The organism is Nonomuraea monospora, from assembly GCF_039531895.1.
Lineage (GTDB): Bacteria > Actinomycetota > Actinomycetes > Streptosporangiales > Streptosporangiaceae > Nonomuraea > Nonomuraea monospora.
In genome coordinates, this window is record NZ_BAAAQX010000008.1 from 178,039 (window position 1) to 195,527 (window position 17,489).

Consider the following 17,489-nt stretch of genomic DNA (forward strand, 5'->3'; position numbering starts at 1 on the left):
CTCGGTCAGGCGGGTCCGTGCAGCAGCTCGTGGAACTTCTTGTGCCGCTCGTACGAGGCCGGCGGCCCGGCCTCCCGCACCCGTGCCGTGACCGTCGCGGGCGGGCCGGCGGGCTTGACCGGCTCGTACAGCCACGTCTGGAACAGCGCGTCGAGCTGCCTGCCGGAGATCTTCTCCGACAGCGCGATGAACTCGTTGGTGTCGCCGTTGCCGTGCTGCTTCGTCCTGGCCCAGGCCCTGATGATGGCGAAGAAGTCGTCGTCGCCGACCTCGCTGCGCAACGCCTGCAGCGTCATGCCGCCACGCCAGTAGACCGAGGCGTAGAAGAGGAAGGCGGGGGTCGGATCGCCGGGCACCCGCACCCAGAAGCGGGGGTGGTCGGCCGGGATCTCGTCGTAGAGCGCGTTGGCCAGCTCGGCGGCGGTGCCCGTGCCCTCCTTTTCCGACCACAGCCACTCGGCGTAGGTGGCGAAGCCCTCGTTCAGCCAGATGTCGCGCCACTGCTTGAGCGCGACGCTGTCGCCGAACCACTGGTGGGCGTTCTCGTGCACGACGACGGCGACGTCCGGGCCGGTCTCGAAGAAGATCGAGTCGTAGACGGGCTGCGTCTGCGTCTCCAGCGCGAAGCCCACGTTCTCGTTGACGACCGAGCCGCCCATCGAGGAGAACGGGTAGCGGCCGAACACGCTCGCCTCCCAGTCGATGATCTCCGGCGTGCGCTCGACGCTGGCCTTCGCGAACTCCAGGCGCGGCCCGAGCGTCCTGTCGTACGCCGTGATCACCGGCAGGCCGGTGGACGAGCGCCCCTTGTGCACCTCGATGTCGCCGATGTACAGCGTGGCCAGGTAGGTGGCCATGGGCTTGTCCATCAGCCAGTGGAAGGTGGTCTTCCCGCGCGAGGTGCGCTGCGAGGCGAGCACGCCGTTGCTGATCACCTGCTTGCCCTCGGGCACGGTGACCGACACGTCGAACGTGGCCTTGTCCGCCGGGTGGTCGTTGCTCGGGTACCACCACCAGGCGATCTCCGGCTCGCCCAGCGCGAGCGCGCCGTCGGCCCGCTTGATCCACGGCCGGACGATGCCGGGCACCTCGATCGAGCTGGGCACGCCCCCGTAGGTCACCTCGACCACGAACGGCAGGAAGCGGGGCAGCGGCCGGGCCGGGGTGATCTCCAGCTCGTGCGCGCCCGTCCTGGCGAACGCCGCCAGGCCGCCGTTGACCTTGACCTCCCGCACGTCCAGCAGGAAGTCCAGGTTGAAGCGCGTCAGCGACTGCGTGGCGGTGGCCAGCAGGGTCGCCTTGCCGTCCAGGCGGTCGGCGCCCGGCTGGTAGTCCAGTTTCAGGTTGTAGTGCTTGACGTCGTAGCCGCCGTTCCCGTAGTCGGGGAAGTAGACGTCCCCGATGCCGGGCGCTCCGGGCGCGCGGGACATCGCCGCAGCGGGGGCGGACAGGGGGACGGCGAGCAGCAGTGATAAGGCGGCGGCCGTGGCGGCGCGCCTGAGCGAGCGCGGGAACATGTCCCTCCTCGGCAGAGATCCGGTGCTCGCGAAGCTACGTCAATCGCGCACGCGTGCAAAGAGCGCGGTGCGTGATCCTGACGCCGTTGCGGTGATCGTCAGGCATCAGCCCAGCTCACACGGGGTACGGCCTGTCGCGACGGGGGGAGAGTGGCATGGGCCGGACGCGGGGCGGTGCGGCGTGGCCGTGAGCTGGTTCGCCGCCGGCATGCGGGGCCCGCTGAAGTGGCCGGGGGAGATCACCGCCGGGGTCACGCTGGCCGCGCTGGCCATCCCGCTCAACATCGGCTACGCGCAGATCGCCGGGCTGCCGCCGATCGCCGGCCTGTACGCCGCCATCGTGCCGATGCTGGTGTTCGCGCTGCTCTGCTCCTCCCGCCAGCTCGTGGCCAGCCCGGACGCGCCCATCGCCGCGCTCATCGCCTCCCTGCTGGTCGCGATCGCCGCCCGGCCGGGCAGCCCGCAGTACGTCGAGCTGGCCTACGCCCAGGCGCTCGTCTGCGCGGCGGTGTTCCTGCTGTTCTACGCCTTCAAGCTGGGCTTCCTGGCGAACTTCCTGTCCGAGCCCGTCCTGGTCGGCTTCATCGCCGGGCTGGCCGTCGAGATCCTCACCAGCCAGGTGAAGAAGATCCTCGGCATCCACACCACCGCCGAGCGGTTCTTCCCCGAGCTGTGGGAGATCGTGACCAGGATCCCGCAGGCGCGTCCGTGGAGCGTCGTCGTCGGGGTCGCCACCATCGTCGTGATCGTCGCGCTGCGCAGGCTCCTGCCCGCGCTGCCGGGGCCGCTCATCGCCCTGGTGGCCGCCACGGCGGTGGTGACCTGGGCCGGGCTCGACCGGCTCGGGGTGTCCGTGCTCGGTCACGTCCCGTCCGGGCTGCCCGTGCCGCACTGGCCGTCGATCACGCTGGGGCAGTGGGCCGCGCTCGTCCCCGGGGCCATCGCGATCTGCGCCGTCACGCTGGCCGACGGGCTGCTCACCGCCCGCCGCTACGCCGAGCAGCACGGGTATCCGCTCGACGCCAACCAGGAGCTGCGCGCCTTCGGGCTGGCGAACGTGGCCGCCGGGCTCACCCAGTCGATGACCGTCGGGTCGAGCGCCTCCCGTACCGCCGCCATGGACGCCGCGGGCAGCCGGTCGCAGATACCGAGCGCGGTCTGCGCGGTCGTGGTGGCCGTGCTGGTCGCGTTCTGCTCCGGGCTGCTGGCGTACCTGCCCAACACGGCGCTGGCCGGGATCGTCGCGGTCGCGGTCGTCCGGCTCATCGATGTGCGCAGGCTGGCGGAGCTGTGGCGGCTGCGCAGGTCCGAGTTCTGGATCGCCGTGGTGTGCCTGCTCGGCGTCCCCGTGCTCGGCTCGCTGACCGCGGTGGTCATCGCGTTCCTGCTGTCGGCCGTGGACGTCGTCCGGCGCGCCTCCCGGCCGAGCACCGCCACCCTGCGGCCGGGCGAGCACGGCCGTTACACCAGGGGCGCGGCGGAAGGGCCGCTGGTCGTCTACCGGTTCGAGAGCCAGTTGTTCTTCGCCAACGCCGGCACGTTCAAGAGCGAGATCACCCGCCTGGCCGACGACGGCGCCGAGTGGATCGTGCTGGACGCCGAGGCCATCACCGACGTGGACGTGACCGGAGCCGAGGCGCTCCGCGAGACCGCCGCCGCGCTGCGCGAGCGCGGCGTCACCTTCGCCGTCGCCCGCGCCACCGCCGGGCTGCGGCGCCTGCTGGCCCACTACGGCCTGACCGGGCTGAGGTTCTTCGACTCCAACGAGGCCGCGGCCGCCGCCCACCGGGAGAGTGACCATGGGTGAGGCCTTCGCCGACATGCTGCCCTACACGCTGGGCCTGATCGTCTCGCCGTTCCCCGTCGTGGCCGTGATCGCCCTGCTGGTCAGCGCGAACGGCCGGGCCAAGGCGCTGCTGTTCGCGCTCACCTGGCTGGTCATGAGCTGGGTCGTGCTGATCGCCCTCATCGCGCTGCTCGGCGCGCTCGGCGGGGGCGGGCACGCCAAGCCGGCCTGGGTGGCCTGGGTCGCCCTGGTCATCGGGGTGCTCCTGCTCGCGGCGGCGGCCGTCGGCATCCGCAGGGCCGTCCGCCGCACGGACGGCGCCGCGCCCGAGCCGCCCCGCTGGATCGCCGCCATGGACACCATGACACCTCCCAAGATCGTCGCGGTGGCGGCGCTGCTCATCGTGGCCAACCCGGTCAACCTCGCCTCGCTGGCAGGAGGGGCCCTCGCCGCCACCCGCGAGCCGCTGCCCGCCGGTCGTCAGGCCGTCGTGGCCGCCGTGTTCGTCGTCATCGGCAGCATCGGGGTGCTCACCCCGTACGCCACCGCGCTCGGCGGGGGCGGGCAGCGGCGGCTCGCGTGGATGCGCGGCTGGCTGATCCGGCACAACGGGGCTCTGACCCTGCTGCTGATCCTGGTCTTCGCGCTGCTGTTCCTGGCCAAGGGGCTGCGCGGCCTGCTCGGCTGAAGCGGTGGGTTGTCAGGCCCGCACCCGTCGCCTACGCTCTTTCGTAATTATGAATTTACGTAGGAGAGTGCGATGAGCGAGGACAGACTCGCCGAACTCGAGCGCCGCATCGCCCGCCTGGAGAGCCAGGCGGGCCTCGCGAGCCCGGCCCGCCGCCCGCCGACGGCCCCGCCGTCCCTCGCCGCCGCCGCCACCGGCATGCTCCGCCAGGCCAAGGAGGCGGACGAGGCCGGGACGGTCGGGTACGCCGGAGCGTCGCGGCTGGCCGGCGGCGAGAGCCTCTGGGACCGGCAGGTCTCCCTCGCCACCCTGCTGTCGGCAGACTGGGCGCCGGTGGCCGGCGTCCTGGAGTCGCTGGGCAGCAGGCCCCGGCTGGCGCTGCTCGCCGAGCTGCTGCGTCAGGGCCGGTGCACCAGCACGGACCTGCAGGAATGCCTCAGCAGGGACGGCGAGCAGACCACGACGGGGCAGCTCTACCACCACCTGCGGGCGCTGCAGGGGGCCAGGCTCATCATGCAGCGGCGGCGGGGCGAGTACGCCCTGGTGCCGCAGGCCATGACCCAGGTCCTCACCATCCTGGCCGCCGCCTTCGACCTGGCCAGCGACCCGCCGTTCGGCCGGCCCGCCGGACCGCCCGTGGATCTGCCCACCGTGGAGTGACATCCGCGCGGGAGGCGGGTGCGTGCCGCCGGAAGTACTATTTCCTTTAAAACCAGTAGGAAATATTGACTTATCCGGAATGTCGGCTTAGCGTCGTGACCATGAGCCAGGGCCTCCTCCTCACCAGGCGCCCCCACGTGGACCACGGCCACGTCAGCAGCGCCCAGTGTCGTTGATCACGCGTACACCCCCGCCTCCTTCGACAAGCGCAAAGCTCTCCCGTGAGGAACCTCCTGTGACCCCGACCAGATCAGTCCTGCCATCCACCCGCCCCCACCCCGGCCCCCACGCCGGCCCCGAGGGGAGCGCGGCATGACGGAAACCCTGCCCGGGCGCGCCGTCGCCGCCGAGCACTTCCGCCGCGCGCTCGCCGTGCACGCCAGCGGCGTCGTGGTGATCACCGCGCAGACCGGCGGCGTCCCCGCCGGGCTGACGGCCACGTCGTTCTCCTCCGTCAGCCTCGAACCGCCGCTGGTCTCCTTCTACGTGGACCGTTCCTCGACCACCTGGCCGCTGCTCGCCTCCGCCGACCACTTCGCGGTCAACATCCTGGCCAGCGACCAGGCCGAGCTGGCCTCCCGCTTCGCCCGCAAGGGCGTCGACCGGTTCGCGCCGCCCACCCGCTGGCGGCCGGGGCCGCTCGGCGCGCCGCTGCTGCTGGACGTCTCCGCGCACCTGGTCTGCCTGCCGTACGAGCGGGCCGAGGTCGGCGACCACCTGCTGGTCGTCGGGCTCGTCGCCGAGGTCGAGACGCACAGCACCGGCCGCCCCCTGCTGTACCACCAGGGCCGTTTCGGCCGTTTCCTTCCGCACCCAGAAGACTGATCTTTCCGCACGTGGAGTCGAGTGTGACCCTCTCTACTGGGATTCCCGCGTACGCGAGTCCCGTCGATCACGTCGCCTACGGCCAGTACGGCCCAGGCCGCCTGCACCTGTCACCGGGCTGGAACCGCCCCCTCTACCCCTTCCAGGACCGGATCACCGCCGACGGCTCCAGCGGCCACCGCGCCGAGCCCGGCCGCTACCACCTCTACCTCGCCTGGGTCTGCCCCTACGCCCATCGCGCCGCCATCGTCCACAGGCTCAAGGGCCTGGAGGAGGTGGTGTCGCTGTCGTACGTGGACGACGAGCGCGACGGCCGCGGCTGGGCCTTCAGGGAGCGGCGCGGCCCCGACCCCGTCAACGGGTTCACCCTGCTGGAGCAGGCGTACACGGCCACGGAGGAGGGCTACGGCGGGCACGTCTCCGTCCCGGTGCTCTGGGACAAGGAGCTGGGCAGGATCGTCAGCAACCACTTCCCGGACATCACCATCGACCTGGCCACCCAGTTCGAGCGGTGGGCCGACCCCGCGGCCGACCTCTACCCGGAGGCGCTCCGGCCCGAGATCAACAAGCTGAACGCGTGGATCTACCACGACATCAACACCGGCGTCTCCCGGGTGGCCCGCGCCGAGGGCGCGGAGCGCGAGGACGAGCGCCTGCGGGTGCTGGCCGCGCTGGAGTGGGTCGACGAGCGGCTGGCCGGCCGCCGCTACCTCACCGGCGACACCCTGACCGAGGCGGACGTCCGGCTGTGGGTGACGCTGGCCAGGTACGACGCCCTGCACAACCGCGACCACGAGATCAGCGAGTGGGACCTGTCCGGCTTCGAGCACCTGTGGGGCTACGCCCGCGACCTCCACAGCCTCCCGGCCTTCCGTGAGACCACCGAGGGCCTGCCCGCCACCTGGGACCTCCCGCACGGGCGGGGCGCCTGATGAGCCGCAAGCAGGTGCACCTCGCCGCCCACTTCCCCGGCGTGAACAACACCACGGTGTGGACCGACCCCCGCTCGGGCAGCCAGATCGACTTCGCCTCGTTCACCCACCTGGCCAGGACGGCCGAGCGCGGCAAGTTCGACTTCTTCTTCCTGGCCGAAGGGTTACGGCTGCGCGAGCTGAAAGGCCGCATCCACGACCTCGACGTGGTGGGCAGGCCCGAGTCGCTCACACTGCTCAGCGCGCTGGCCGCCGTGACGCACCGGCTCGGCCTGGCCGGGACCGTCAACGCCACCTTCAACGAGCCGTACGAGCTGGCCAGGCGCCTGTCCACGCTCGACCACCTGAGCGGCGGGCGGGCCGCCTGGAACGTGGTGACCACCTCCGACGCCTTCACCGGTGAGAACTTCCGCCGCGGCGGCTACCTCGACCGGGCCGACCGGTACGAGCGGGCCGCCGAGTTCGTCCGCCTGTCCCGCGAGCTGTGGGACTCCTGGCAGCCGGACGCGGTCCTCGGCGACCAGGCGGCGGGCCAGTTCCTCACCCCGGACGCCGTCGGCACGGTCGGGCACCGGGGCGCGCACTTCTCCGTGGAGGGCCGCTTCACGCTGCCGCGCAGCCCGCAGGGGCACCCGGTCGTCATCCAGGCCGGCGACTCCAGCGAGGGCAGGGAGTTCGCCGCCGCCAACGCCGACGTGATCTTCACCGGGCACGGCTCGCTGGAGGACGGCAAGCGCTTCTACGCCGACGTCAAGGGCCGCCTGGCCAGGTACGGGCGCGAGCCGCACCAGCTCAAGATCATGCCAGGGGTGACGTTCGCGCTGGGCGACACCGAGGAGGAGGCCGCCGAGAACGCCGCCGCCATTCGCCGCCTCCAGGTCGGCCCGCAGACCGCGATCGCCTTCCTGGAGCAGGTGTGGGGCCGCGACATGTCCGGATACGACCCGGAGGGGCCGCTGCCCGACCTCGAGCCCGACCTGGACGAAGGCGTCTCCCAGGGACGCGTCGCGATCAAGGACAGGGCCGCCGTGGCCGCCAAGTGGCGGGCCCTGGCCGCGGAGAAGGGCCTGTCGATCCGCGATCTGGTCATCGAGGTGACCGGGCGGCAGACGTTCGTCGGCACGCCGCAGACCGTGGCGCGGCTCATCGACGAGCACGTGCAGGCCGACGCCGCCGACGGGTTCATCCTCGTGCCGCACCTGACGCCCGGCGGGCTGGACGACTTCGTGGACCGGGTGGTTCCGCTGCTGCAGGAACGCGGCTCCTTCCGTACCGACTACACCGGCAGCACCCTGCGCGAACATCTGGAGCTGGCATGAGCACCCTGCACCTGGCCGTCGCGCTCGACGGCGCCGGCTGGCACCCGGCCGCCTGGCGGGAGCCGAGCGCCGCGCCGCGCGCCCTGTTCTCGGCCCGCTACTGGGCGGGGCTGGTCGCCGAGGCCGAGCGCGGGCTGCTCGACTTCGTCACCCTCGAGGACGCGTTCGGCCTGCAGTCCACCCTGCCCGACGCGCCCGACGACCGGACCGACCAGGTACGGGGCCGCTTCGACGCGGTGCTGCTGGCCGCCAGGCTGGCGCCGCTCACCCACCACATCGGCCTGGTGCCGACCGCCACCACCACGCACACCGAGCCGTTCCACGTCGCCATCGGCATCGCCGCGCTCGACCACGTCAGCGGCGGGCGCGCCGGCTGGCGGCCCCAGGTCTCCGCCCGCAGCTTCGAGGCGCGCCACTTCGGCCGCCGCGAGTTCCCGCCCCTCGACCAGGTGCTGAACCGGCCCGGCGGCGCGGACCTGTCCGGCGACCCGCAGGTGCGCGACCTGTTCGCGGAGGCGGGCGACGCGGTACAGGTGGCGCGGCGGCTCTGGGACAGCTGGGAGGACGACGCCGAGATCCGCGACGTGCCCACCGGCCGGTTCATCGACCGCGACAAACTCCACTACATCGACTTCGAGGGGCGCTTCTTCTCGGTCAAGGGCCCGTCCATCACCCCCCGCTCGCCGCAGGGCCAGCCGATCGTGGCCGCGCTGGCGCACAGCCGGCTGCCGTACGAGTTCGCCGCGGCAAACGCCGACGTCGTCTTCGTCACACCGCACTCGGCCGAGCAGGCCCGCGCCATCGTCACCGAGGTCAGGGAGCTGTCCCCGGACGTGAAGATCTTCGCCGACCTCGTCGTGTTCCTCGGCGACGACGCGACCGCCCGCAAGGCGCGCCTCGACGAGCTGGACGGGGCCGAGCTCGCCTCCGACGCCGCGATCTTCACCGGGCACGTGCGGGACCTGGCCGGGCTGCTGCTGGAGTGGCGGCGCGCCGGGATCGAGGGGTTCCGGCTGCGGCCGGGGGCCGTGCCGTACGACCTGTGGCAGATCGCCTCAGGCCTGACCGCCGAGCTGCGCGGCCGTCAGGCGTTCAGGAGCCGGTACGAGGCGCAGACGCTGCGCGGGCTGCTCGGCCTGCCCCGCCCGGCGAGCCGTTACGCCGGCCAAAACGCGGGGGCACGATGAAATTCCTGCTCATCACGCTGATCACGCACACCGGCGGCTCGCCGACCGAGCGGTTCCGCGAGGTGGTCGGCAACGCCGTGCTGGGCGAGGAGCTGGGCTTCGACGGGTTCGGGGTGGGGGAGCGGCACGAGCGGCCGTTCATCTCCTCCTCGCCGCCGGTCGTGCTCAGCCACATCGCGGCCAAGACGTCCAGGATCCGGCTGTTCACGGCGGTCACCACGCTCAGCCTGCTCGACCCCGTGCGGGCCTACGAGGACTACGCCACGCTCGACCACCTGTCGGGCGGCCGCCTGGAGCTGATCATCGGCAAGGGGAACGGCGCGGCGCAGGCCCAGCTCTTCCACGTCACCGCCGAGGACCAGTGGGAGCGCAACCGGGAGTCCTACGAGCTGTTCCGCCGCCTGTGGCGGGAGGACAAGGTCACCTGGCAGGGCCGGTTCAGGCCGTCGCTGACCGAGGCCGAGACCTGGCCGCGGCCCCTTCAGCAGCCGATCAGGGTCTGGCACGGCAGCGCCACCAGCAAGGAGTCGGTGGACCTGGCCGCCCGCTACGGCGACCCGCTGTTCTCCGCGAACGTCACCAACCCCATCGACCCCTACGCCGAGCTGATCGACCACTACCGCGAACGCTGGGCGCACTACGGGCACGACCCGGCCGACGCGCTCGTGGGCGCGGGAACGGCCGGCTACTACGCCGCCAGGACCTCCCAGGAGGCCGTCGCCACCTACCGGCCGATCTTCGACGCCCGCGTGGAGTTCCAGCGCCGCCTCGGCCTGCCGGTCGTCTTCCCGACCCTGGAGGACGCCATCGAGCGCAGCTCCATCCTCGTCGGCAGCCCGCAGCAGATCATCGACAAGGTGCTGCGCTACCACAAACGGTTCGGCCACGAGGTCATGCACCTGCACGCCGACGCCGACGGGCTCACCCCGGCGCAGCACCGGGGAGCGCTGGAGCTGTTCCAGGCCGAGATCGCGCCTGCCCTGCGGGCCGAGATCCCCAGCAGGCCGTTCCCCACCTCCGGAGGTGACTCATGACGCTGTCCATCCTCGACCTGGCCCCCATCCCCTCCGGCGGCACGGCCGCCGACGCGCTGCGCAACACCATCGACCTGGCGCGGCAGGCCGAGCGGTTCGGCTACCGCCGCTACTGGGTGGCCGAGCACCACTTCGCGCCCGGCGTGGCCAGCTCGGCGCCCGCCGTGCTGATCGGGCTGATCGCGGCGGCCACCTCCACCATCCGGGTGGGGTCGGGGGCCGTGCAGCTCGGACACCAGACGCCGTTGTCGGTCGTCGAGCAGTTCGGCCTCATCGACGCCCTCTACCCGGGGCGGCTCGACCTCGGCATCGGCCGCTCAGGCCAGCGCCGCGCCGAGCTGGCCGCCCGCGCGACCGTCCCCGCCGAGCCGCCCGCCGAGCGGGTAGTGGACGGGCTGCTCATCCCCAAGCCGTTCGACTTCTCCAAACTCGTCACCCATCCGCAGCTCGCCCACTACGCCACCCTCCTGCAGCAGCCCGGCGCCCAGACCCCCGACTTCGCCGGCCAGATCGACGACGTGCTCGCCTTCCTCGACGGCACCCACGAGGCGCACGCCGTCCCCGGCGAGGGCGCCGACCTGCAGGTGTGGATCCTCGGCAGCAGCGGTGGGCAGAGCGCCCAGGTCGCGGGGGAGCGGGGCCTGCCGTTCGCGGCCAACTACCACGTCAGCCCCGCCTCCGTGCTGGAAGCCGTCGAAGCCTACCGGGAGGCGTTCAAGCCGTCCGCCGCGCTGGCCGAGCCGTACGTCGTCGTCTCCGCCGACGCCGTCGTCGCCCACGACGAGGCCACCGCCCGCGAGCTGGCCTCCCCCTACGGCCTGTGGGTGCGCAGCATCAGGACGGGCGCCGGCGCCATGCGCTTCCCGACGCCCGCCGAGGCCGCCGCCCACACCTGGACCGACGCCGACCGCGAACTCGTCAAGGACCGCCTCGACACCCAGTTCGTCGGCACCCCGGGACAGGTCGCCGAACGGCTGGACGTGCTGCGCCGCGTCACCGGGGCCGACGAACTGCTCGTCACCACCATCACCCATGATCACGACGACCGCGTGCGCTCGTACGAGCTGCTCGCAGAAGCCTGGAACCGCCGGTGAAGCGCCTCATCCCCGTCCTCCTGCTGGCCTTGACCGCGTGCGGCGCCCAGCCCGCCGCCCAGCCAGAGGCCGCCGCCCCCACCTCCCTGACCTGGGCCATCGAGACCCAGCCGATCACCCTCAACCCGCAGCAGTGGGCGCAGAACAAGGTCAGGCTGCTGGTGTTCAACCAGTTCGACGCGCTGCTGACCAGGAACAAGGACGGCTCGTTCGGCCCCTGGCTGGCCAAGGAGTGGAAGGTGTCGGACGACGAGCTGACCTACACCCTCACCCTGCGCGACGACGTGACCTTCCACGACGGCGCCAAGTTCGACGCCGCCTCCGTCAAGGCCAACCTCGACCAGTTCTTCGTCGAGGGCTACAACACGGCCGTGGCCGGCATCCAGCTCCGGGCGTACCAGGAGGCGAAGGTGGTCTCGCCGACCACCCTGGAGATCACCCTCAAGGAGCCGGACGCCCTCTTCCTCGACTTCCTCGCCTCCCCCTACGCCGGGCAGGTCTCCCCGAAGTCGCTCAAGAGCGCCAAGGACGTCAAGTTCGGCGGGATTGACCTGGTCGGCACCGGGCCGTTCATCCTCGACAGGTACGTGCCGGGCCAGGAGATCCACTACCGCCGCAACCCCGCCTACCAGTGGCCGCCCGCAGGAGCCGCCCACCAGGGCCCCGCCCACCTGTCGGAGATCACCTACCGGTTCCTGCCCGAGGCCGCCGTCCGCGTCGGCGCGCTCACCTCCGGCCAGGTGCAGGTCATCGAGGGCGTGCCCGCCACCGAGGCCGGCCTGATCAAGAGCGACCCCGGCCTCACCCTGCAGACCGCGCTCAACTCGGGCACCTCCTTCTCCTACTACTTCAACGTCTCCCGCGCCCCGTTCGACGACCAGCGCGTACGCGAGGCCTTCCGCGAGGCCGTGGACCTGGACGCCGTGCTCAAGGCCGTCTACCAGGGCACCGCCACCAGGGCGTGGAGCGTCGTCGGCAAGGCGAGCACCTTCTACGACACCTCGCTGGAGAACACCTTCGGCGGCGACGTCGCCAAGGCCAACGCGCTGCTCGACGAGGCCGGCTGGAAGCAGCGCGACGCCCAGGGCTACCGGGTCAAGGACGGCAAGCGGCTGAGCGTGCGCACGCTCGCCTCGGCGGCGTTCATCCGCGACCGGCGCGACATCCTCGCCCAGGCCATCCAGGCGCAGGTCAAGCAGAACGCGGGCATCGACTTCCAGGTCAAGATCGTCGACCAGGGCACGGCGCAGAAGGCCCTCGACGACAACGACTACGAGGTGTTCGAGAACTCCCGCGGCGACTCCGACGCCGGCGCCGCGCTCAACCTGCTCCTGCCGGGCAAGGGCGCGCTCAACCGCACCCACTTCTCCGACCCCGACGTGGAGAAGTGGATCGCCGAGGCCTCGCGGACCTCCGACCAGGAGCGGCGCAAGGAACTGTACGCCAAGGTGCAGCAGGTGGTGGTGCGGGACAAGGCCATCGTGTTCCCGATCTACGTGCCCGCCGACCAGATCGCCGCGCAGAAGAGCGTCCAGGGGCTCGGCTTCAACCCCGCCTCCGGCACGCCCGCCGGCGCGTACGACGTGCGGATAGGCACATGATCGGCCGGCTCGGCGTCGTCAGGCGGCTCGGGACCGGGCTGGCCGTGTTGTGGGCCGCCGCCACCGCCTCCTACGTCGCGCTGCTGATCGCCCCGGGCGACACCGTGGACATCCTGGTCGGCGACGGCGCCGACACGCCGGAGATCCGGGCCGCGATCATCAAGGAGTGGGGGCTCGACCGGCCCGAGGTCGTCCAGTACCTCGCCTACCTGTGGCGGCTGCTGCACGGCGACCTCGGGCGCTCCTACCAGCTCCAGCGGGGCGTCGGCGAGGTGCTGGCCACCCAGATCGCGCCCACCGCCCAGCTCACCCTGGCCGCCGCGGCCGTCGGGGTGACCCTCGCCGCCGTCATCGCGCTCGTCACGGCCGGGCGCGGGCGGGCGGCGCGCGGCATGGCCTCGCTCGCCTCGGTGGCGGAGCTGGTGGCGGTGTCGGTGCCGCCGTTCCTCATCGGGATCGTACTGCTGGCCGTCTTCTCGTTCACGCTCGGCTGGTTCCCCGTCTCCGGCGCGCAGGGGCCGGCCGCGCTGGTGCTGCCCGCGCTCGCGCTCGGGCTGCCCATCGCGGGCGTGCTCGGGCAGGTGCTGCGGGGCGGGCTCGAACGGGCGCTGGAACAGCCGTTCGCGGTCACCGCGCGGGCGCGCGGGCTGACCGAGCGGGCGCTCGTCGCCCGGCACGCGCTGCGGCACGCGCTCATCCCGGCCGTGACGCTGGCCGGCTGGTTCACCGGCACGCTGCTCGGCGGGGCCGTCATCACCGAGGTGCTGTTCGGGCGGCCCGGGCTCGGACGCGTCGCCATGGACGCCGTCACCGGGCGCGACATGCCGGTGGTCATGGCCGTCGTGCTGCTGTCGGCCCTGGTGTACGTGACCATCAGCACGCTCCTCGACCTGGCCTACCGCGCCATCGACCCGCGAATCCGAGGCTGACCGTCCATGTCCGCACTCACCCCGGCCTCCACCCCGCCCTCCCCGTCGCCCTCCACCCCGGCCTCCACTCCGCCGGCCTCTTCTGCTTCTTCTTCCGCGAGGTCGCCTGCCAGGGCCGCGGTGGCAGCGCCGCGCCTGCCCATCGCGCCAGGGCTGCTCCTCCCGAGCGCCTTCCTCGTCCTGCTCGCGCTGGCCGTCGCCGCGCCCGCCCTGCTCACCGGCGCCGACCCGCTGGCCGCCGACCCGCTCAGCGCGCTCGCGCCCCCAGGCGCGGAGCACTGGTTCGGCAGCGACCACCTCGGCCGCGACGTGCTGTCCAGGGTCGTGTACGGCGCCCGCCACTCCATCAGCATCGGCGTCGCCGCCACCGTCCTGGCCGTCACCTCGGGCGTGCTGCTGGGCCTGGCGGCCGGGCTGTCCCCCACCTGGCTGGACGAGGCGCTGGCACGCGCGTTCGACGTGCTGTCCACCCTGCCCGAGCTGCTCCTGGCCCTGCTCGTGGTGGCGATCACCGGCCCCGGCACCGGGAACGTCATCTTCGCGATCGCCGTCGCGCAGATCCCGAACTACGCCCGCGTGATCCGCGCCCAGACGTTCGTCGTGCGCCACTCCGGCTACGTCGAGCAGGCCGTCACGTTCGGCCGCCCCCGCCTGGCGATCACCGCCGGGCACGTGCTCCCCAACGTGCTCGGCCCCATCCCCGTCCTGGCCACCATCGGGCTCGGCCAGGCGGTCATCGCCAGCTCGGGGCTGAGCTTCCTCGGCATGGGCCCGCAGCCGCCCGCCGCCGAATGGGGCGCGATGCTCTCCGAAGCCCGCAACTACCTGCGGGTCGCCTGGTGGGAGGCGCTCTTCCCGGGCCTGGCGATCACGCTCACCGTCGTCTGCCTGACCGTCGTCGGCCGCCGCCTCCAGCGCCGCTTCGAAGGAAGGACCCCATGATCACCAACCCCGGCGAGGACACGGCGATCACCAGCCCTGGCGCGGACACGGCGATCACCAACTCCGGCGAGGACACGGCCGCCTCCCCGCTCGTCGCCGTGCGGGACCTGCGGGTCGGCTTCAACGGGACGGAGGTCGTGCGCGGGCTCTCGCTGTCCGTCGCGCCCGGCGAGTGCGTGGCCGTTGTGGGGGAGTCCGGCTCGGGCAAGAGCGTCACCGCCCGCACCCTGCTCGGCCTGGCCGGGCCGGGCTCGTCCGTGCGGGCGTCCGCGTTCACCGTCGCGGGGCGCGACGCGCTGACGTTCGGCGAGCGGGAGTGGCGCGGGCTGCGCGGCAGGTTCGCCGGGCTCGTGCTCCAGGACGCGCTCGTCTCCCTCGACCCGCTGCGTACCGTCGGCGCGGAGATCGGTGAGGTGCTGACCGCGCACGACGTCGTGCCGCGCCGGTGGCGGGAGAGCCGGACGCTCGAACTGCTGGAGTCGGTCGGCGTGCCCGAGCCGGAGCTGCGGGTGCGCCAGCATCCGCACGAGCTGTCGGGCGGGCTGCGGCAGCGCGTGCTCATCGCCTCCGCCATCGCGGCCGAACCCGAGCTGATCATCGCCGACGAGCCGACGACCGCGCTCGACGTCACTGTGCAGGCCCAGATCATGCGGCTGCTCGCCGAACGCAAGGCGGCCGGCACCGCGCTGCTGCTGATCAGCCACGACCTCGCCGTCGTCGCCTCGATCGCCGACCGGATCCTCGTCATGCGGGACGGCCGCGTCGTCGAGGAGGGGCCCGCCCTGGACGTGCTGGCGGCGCCCGCGCACGACTACACCCGCGCCCTCCTCGCCGCCGTCCCGTCCGCCACCTCCCGCGGCACCCGCCTCACAGACGGCACCCCCCTCACCACACGCCTCACGAAGGGCTCGCCCCTTACGAAGGGCTCGCCCCTTACGGACGGCCCGCGCCTCACGGACGGCCCGCGCCTCACGGACGGCCCGCGCCTCACGGACGGCCCGCGCCTCACGGATGGCCCGCGCCTCACGGAGGGCCGCGCGCTCACGGAGGGCAGCCCTCTCACGGACGGCCCGCGTTTTGCGGACGGCACGCCTGGTGGGCCCCTCACCTCGTCTCCGGGCCAGGCTCCGGTGCTCGCCGTGTCCGGCCTGACGCGCTCCTACGGCCCCCGCCGCGTCGTCGAGGACGTCTCCTTCGTCCTGCACCGGGGCGAGACGCTGGGCATCGTCGGGGAGTCGGGCTCGGGCAAGACCACGGTGGCCCGCCTGGCCCTGGCCCTGATCGAGCCCGACGACGGCCAGGTCACCCTGCACGGCGAGCAGTGGAGCGGCCTGCCCGAGCGCCGGCGCCGCCCCCGCCGCCCCACCCTCCAGCTCATCTCCCAGAACCCCCTGGACTCCTTCGACCCCCGCCACACCACGGCCCGCCTGATCGCCGAGCCGCTGCGGCTGCCGCGGGCCGAGCGGCGGGCGCGGGTGCTGGACCTGCTGGCCCGCGTCGGACTCCCGCTCGAGGTGGCGGGCAGGCATCCGCGCGAGCTGTCCGGCGGCCAGCGGCAGCGCATCGCCATCGCCCGCGCCCTCGGCCCCCGCCCCGACGTGCTGGTCTGCGACGAGCCCGTCTCCGCGCTGGACGTCTCCATCCAGGCCCAGGTGCTCGACCTGCTGGCGGAGCTGCAGGCCGAGTACGGCACCGCGATGGTGTTCATCTCGCACGACCTGGGCGTCGTGCACCACCTCGCCGACCGGGTGCTGGTCATGAAGGACGGCAGGGTCGTGGAGGAGGGGGAGGTGGACGAGGTGTTCACCGCGCCGCGCCACCCGTACACGCGGGATCTGGTGGCGGCGGTGCCCAGGTTGCCCGGCGGGGAAGTGGCAGATCTTCCTCGATCCGCAGCGGAAGCGCAGGTGAGCGCGGGGATGTGACCCGCTGGAGGGTGGCGCAACCTCCCCGTTATCCCCTTATTCCTACTCATTTAGTAGGTTGAAGGCATGGAACGGGTGGCCCTCGACGATCGGCGGCGCCGGGCGGATCGTGCCCGGCAGGTCGCCGACCTGCTGAGAAGACAGATCATCCACGGCGGCTTCCCCGGCGGGCAGCTCCCGCTGGAGGCGGCGCTGGCGCGCGAGTTCGACACCTCGCGCAACACCGTGCGCCAGGCCCTGGACCTGCTGCGCGAGGAGGGGCTGGTCGAGCGGTGCCCCGGCGTGGGCACCACCGTGGCGGCCGAGAAGTACCCGCACGGCCTGCACCGCCTGCTCGGCCTGGCCGAGACCCTGCACGAGCACGGGCAGGTCGTCAACCAGGTCCGCACGATGACCCTCATCGAGCCGCCCGCCCCGGTCAGCCACCGGCTCGGGCTGCCGCCCGGCGAGCAGGTCGTCTACCTCGAACGGCTGCGCAGCCTCAACGGCCTGCCGCTCTCGCTCGACCTGACCTACCTGGTGCGCGAGGTCGGCGAGCCGCTGTTCGACGAGGACCTGGCGGGCAACGACATCTTCGTCCTGCTGGAGACGATCACCGGGCAGCCCCTCGGCATGGCCGAGCTGACCCTGGAGGCCGTCAACGCCGACCCGCACACCGCCGCCGCCCTCGGCACGCCGCGCGGCGCCGCGCTGCTGATGGTCGAACGGCTGACGCACCTGGCCGACGGCAGGCCGGTGGACCTGGAGTTCATCCGTTTCAGGGGGGACCGGCTGACGATGCGCGGCCACCTGCGACGTACCGAGAAGGAGGAGCACGCATGGCCCTGATCGAGCAGCGGGTCGAAGTCCCCGTGACGATCGACGAATCCCTGTGCATCGACGGGTGCACGCTGTGCGTGGAGGCGTGCCCGCTCGACTCGCTGGCGATCAGCGACGAGACCGGCAAGGCGTACATGCACGTGGACGAGTGCTGGTACTGCGGCCCCTGCGCGGCCCGCTGCCCGGTCGACGCGGTCACCATCAACATCCCCTACCTGCTGCGATGAAGGA

Annotated in this window: 16 protein-coding genes; 15 read left to right on the forward strand and 1 reads right to left on the reverse strand. The window is 72.6% G+C overall.

Features of this window, described 5'->3' with window-relative positions; genetic code table 11:
- Positions 1-5: 5 nt before the first annotated feature.
- Complete coding sequence (locus tag ABD331_RS17945; RefSeq protein ID WP_344476046.1) at positions 6-1,517, reverse strand: M1 family metallopeptidase; 1,512 nt, start codon at positions 1,515-1,517, stop codon at positions 6-8.
- Positions 1,518-1,704: 187 nt separating this feature from the next.
- On the opposite strand from ABD331_RS17945, the gene ABD331_RS17950 reads away from it, so the two are divergent.
- From ABD331_RS17950 to ABD331_RS18020, 15 genes are all read left to right on the forward strand, one after another.
- Entirely contained in the window at positions 1,705-3,324 is a 1,620-nt protein-coding gene (locus ABD331_RS17950) for a SulP family inorganic anion transporter (RefSeq protein WP_344476048.1), read from the forward strand.
- Complete coding sequence (locus tag ABD331_RS17955) at positions 3,317-3,991, forward strand: GAP family protein (protein ID WP_344476051.1); 675 nt, start codon at positions 3,317-3,319, stop codon at positions 3,989-3,991. The genes ABD331_RS17950 and ABD331_RS17955 overlap by 8 nt, the downstream gene beginning before the upstream one ends.
- A 72-nt stretch (positions 3,992-4,063) precedes the next feature.
- Complete coding sequence (locus ABD331_RS17960; protein ID WP_344476052.1) at positions 4,064-4,651, forward strand: hypothetical protein; 588 nt, start codon at positions 4,064-4,066, stop codon at positions 4,649-4,651.
- Positions 4,652-4,963: 312 nt separating this feature from the next.
- Positions 4,964-5,476: a flavin reductase family protein gene (locus ABD331_RS17965; protein ID WP_344476054.1), complete on the forward strand. Its 513-nt coding sequence runs from the start codon at positions 4,964-4,966 to the stop codon at positions 5,474-5,476.
- A gap of 23 nt (positions 5,477-5,499) precedes the next feature.
- A complete protein-coding gene (locus tag ABD331_RS17970) occupies positions 5,500-6,408 on the forward strand; it encodes a glutathione S-transferase C-terminal domain-containing protein (protein WP_344476056.1) in 909 nt (302 codons plus the stop codon).
- Positions 6,408-7,727, forward strand: a complete 1,320-nt coding sequence (locus ABD331_RS17975; RefSeq protein WP_344476058.1) for an NtaA/DmoA family FMN-dependent monooxygenase — start codon at positions 6,408-6,410, stop codon at positions 7,725-7,727. Before ABD331_RS17970 ends, ABD331_RS17975 begins: the two co-directional genes overlap by 1 nt.
- On the forward strand, positions 7,724-8,914 hold the full coding sequence (locus ABD331_RS17980) for an LLM class flavin-dependent oxidoreductase (protein ID WP_344476060.1): 1,191 nt from the start codon (positions 7,724-7,726) through the stop codon (positions 8,912-8,914). Before ABD331_RS17975 ends, ABD331_RS17980 begins: the two co-directional genes overlap by 4 nt.
- Positions 8,911-9,948: an LLM class flavin-dependent oxidoreductase gene (locus ABD331_RS17985; protein WP_344476063.1), complete on the forward strand. Its 1,038-nt coding sequence runs from the start codon at positions 8,911-8,913 to the stop codon at positions 9,946-9,948. The genes ABD331_RS17980 and ABD331_RS17985 overlap by 4 nt, the downstream gene beginning before the upstream one ends.
- Positions 9,945-11,042: an LLM class flavin-dependent oxidoreductase gene (locus tag ABD331_RS17990; protein ID WP_344476065.1), complete on the forward strand. Its 1,098-nt coding sequence runs from the start codon at positions 9,945-9,947 to the stop codon at positions 11,040-11,042. Before ABD331_RS17985 ends, ABD331_RS17990 begins: the two co-directional genes overlap by 4 nt.
- Positions 11,039-12,643, forward strand: a complete 1,605-nt coding sequence (locus ABD331_RS17995) for an ABC transporter substrate-binding protein (RefSeq protein WP_344476067.1) — start codon at positions 11,039-11,041, stop codon at positions 12,641-12,643. Before ABD331_RS17990 ends, ABD331_RS17995 begins: the two co-directional genes overlap by 4 nt.
- Positions 12,640-13,572, forward strand: a complete 933-nt coding sequence (locus ABD331_RS18000) for an ABC transporter permease (RefSeq protein WP_344476069.1) — start codon at positions 12,640-12,642, stop codon at positions 13,570-13,572. Before ABD331_RS17995 ends, ABD331_RS18000 begins: the two co-directional genes overlap by 4 nt.
- A 120-nt stretch (positions 13,573-13,692) precedes the next feature.
- Positions 13,693-14,514, forward strand: coding sequence for an ABC transporter permease (locus tag ABD331_RS18005; protein ID WP_344476071.1), 822 nt, complete (start codon positions 13,693-13,695; stop codon positions 14,512-14,514).
- The gene (locus ABD331_RS18010; RefSeq protein WP_344476073.1) at positions 14,511-16,439 is read left to right on the forward strand and encodes a dipeptide ABC transporter ATP-binding protein; all 1,929 of its coding nucleotides are present in this window, start codon (positions 14,511-14,513) and stop codon (positions 16,437-16,439) included. The genes ABD331_RS18005 and ABD331_RS18010 overlap by 4 nt, the downstream gene beginning before the upstream one ends.
- A 66-nt stretch (positions 16,440-16,505) precedes the next feature.
- Complete coding sequence (locus tag ABD331_RS18015; protein ID WP_344476075.1) at positions 16,506-17,267, forward strand: GntR family transcriptional regulator; 762 nt, start codon at positions 16,506-16,508, stop codon at positions 17,265-17,267.
- Positions 17,258-17,485, forward strand: a complete 228-nt coding sequence (locus tag ABD331_RS18020; RefSeq protein ID WP_148440852.1) for a 4Fe-4S dicluster domain-containing protein — start codon at positions 17,258-17,260, stop codon at positions 17,483-17,485. Before ABD331_RS18015 ends, ABD331_RS18020 begins: the two co-directional genes overlap by 10 nt.
- Positions 17,486-17,489: the final 4 nt, after the last annotated feature.

Excerpts from the sequence above, each read along its gene's own strand:
- ABD331_RS17945 (WP_344476046.1), bottom strand. The coding sequence starts at position 1,517 with ATGTTCCCGCGCTCGCTCAGGCGCGCCGCCACGGCCGCCGCCTTATCA.
- ABD331_RS17955 (WP_344476051.1), top strand. The coding sequence starts at position 3,317 with ATGGGTGAGGCCTTCGCCGACATGCTGCCCTACACGCTGGGCCTGATC.
- ABD331_RS17960 (WP_344476052.1), top strand. The coding sequence starts at position 4,064 with ATGAGCGAGGACAGACTCGCCGAACTCGAGCGCCGCATCGCCCGCCTG.
- ABD331_RS17965 (WP_344476054.1), top strand. The coding sequence starts at position 4,964 with ATGACGGAAACCCTGCCCGGGCGCGCCGTCGCCGCCGAGCACTTCCGC.
- ABD331_RS17975 (WP_344476058.1), top strand. The coding sequence starts at position 6,408 with ATGAGCCGCAAGCAGGTGCACCTCGCCGCCCACTTCCCCGGCGTGAAC.
- ABD331_RS17980 (WP_344476060.1), top strand. The coding sequence starts at position 7,724 with ATGAGCACCCTGCACCTGGCCGTCGCGCTCGACGGCGCCGGCTGGCAC.
- ABD331_RS17985 (WP_344476063.1), top strand. The coding sequence starts at position 8,911 with ATGAAATTCCTGCTCATCACGCTGATCACGCACACCGGCGGCTCGCCG.
- ABD331_RS17990 (WP_344476065.1), top strand. The coding sequence starts at position 9,945 with ATGACGCTGTCCATCCTCGACCTGGCCCCCATCCCCTCCGGCGGCACG.
- ABD331_RS18000 (WP_344476069.1), top strand. The coding sequence starts at position 12,640 with ATGATCGGCCGGCTCGGCGTCGTCAGGCGGCTCGGGACCGGGCTGGCC.
- ABD331_RS18010 (WP_344476073.1), top strand. The coding sequence starts at position 14,511 with ATGATCACCAACCCCGGCGAGGACACGGCGATCACCAGCCCTGGCGCG.
- ABD331_RS18015 (WP_344476075.1), top strand. The coding sequence starts at position 16,506 with ATGGAACGGGTGGCCCTCGACGATCGGCGGCGCCGGGCGGATCGTGCC.
- ABD331_RS18020 (WP_148440852.1), top strand. The coding sequence starts at position 17,258 with ATGGCCCTGATCGAGCAGCGGGTCGAAGTCCCCGTGACGATCGACGAA.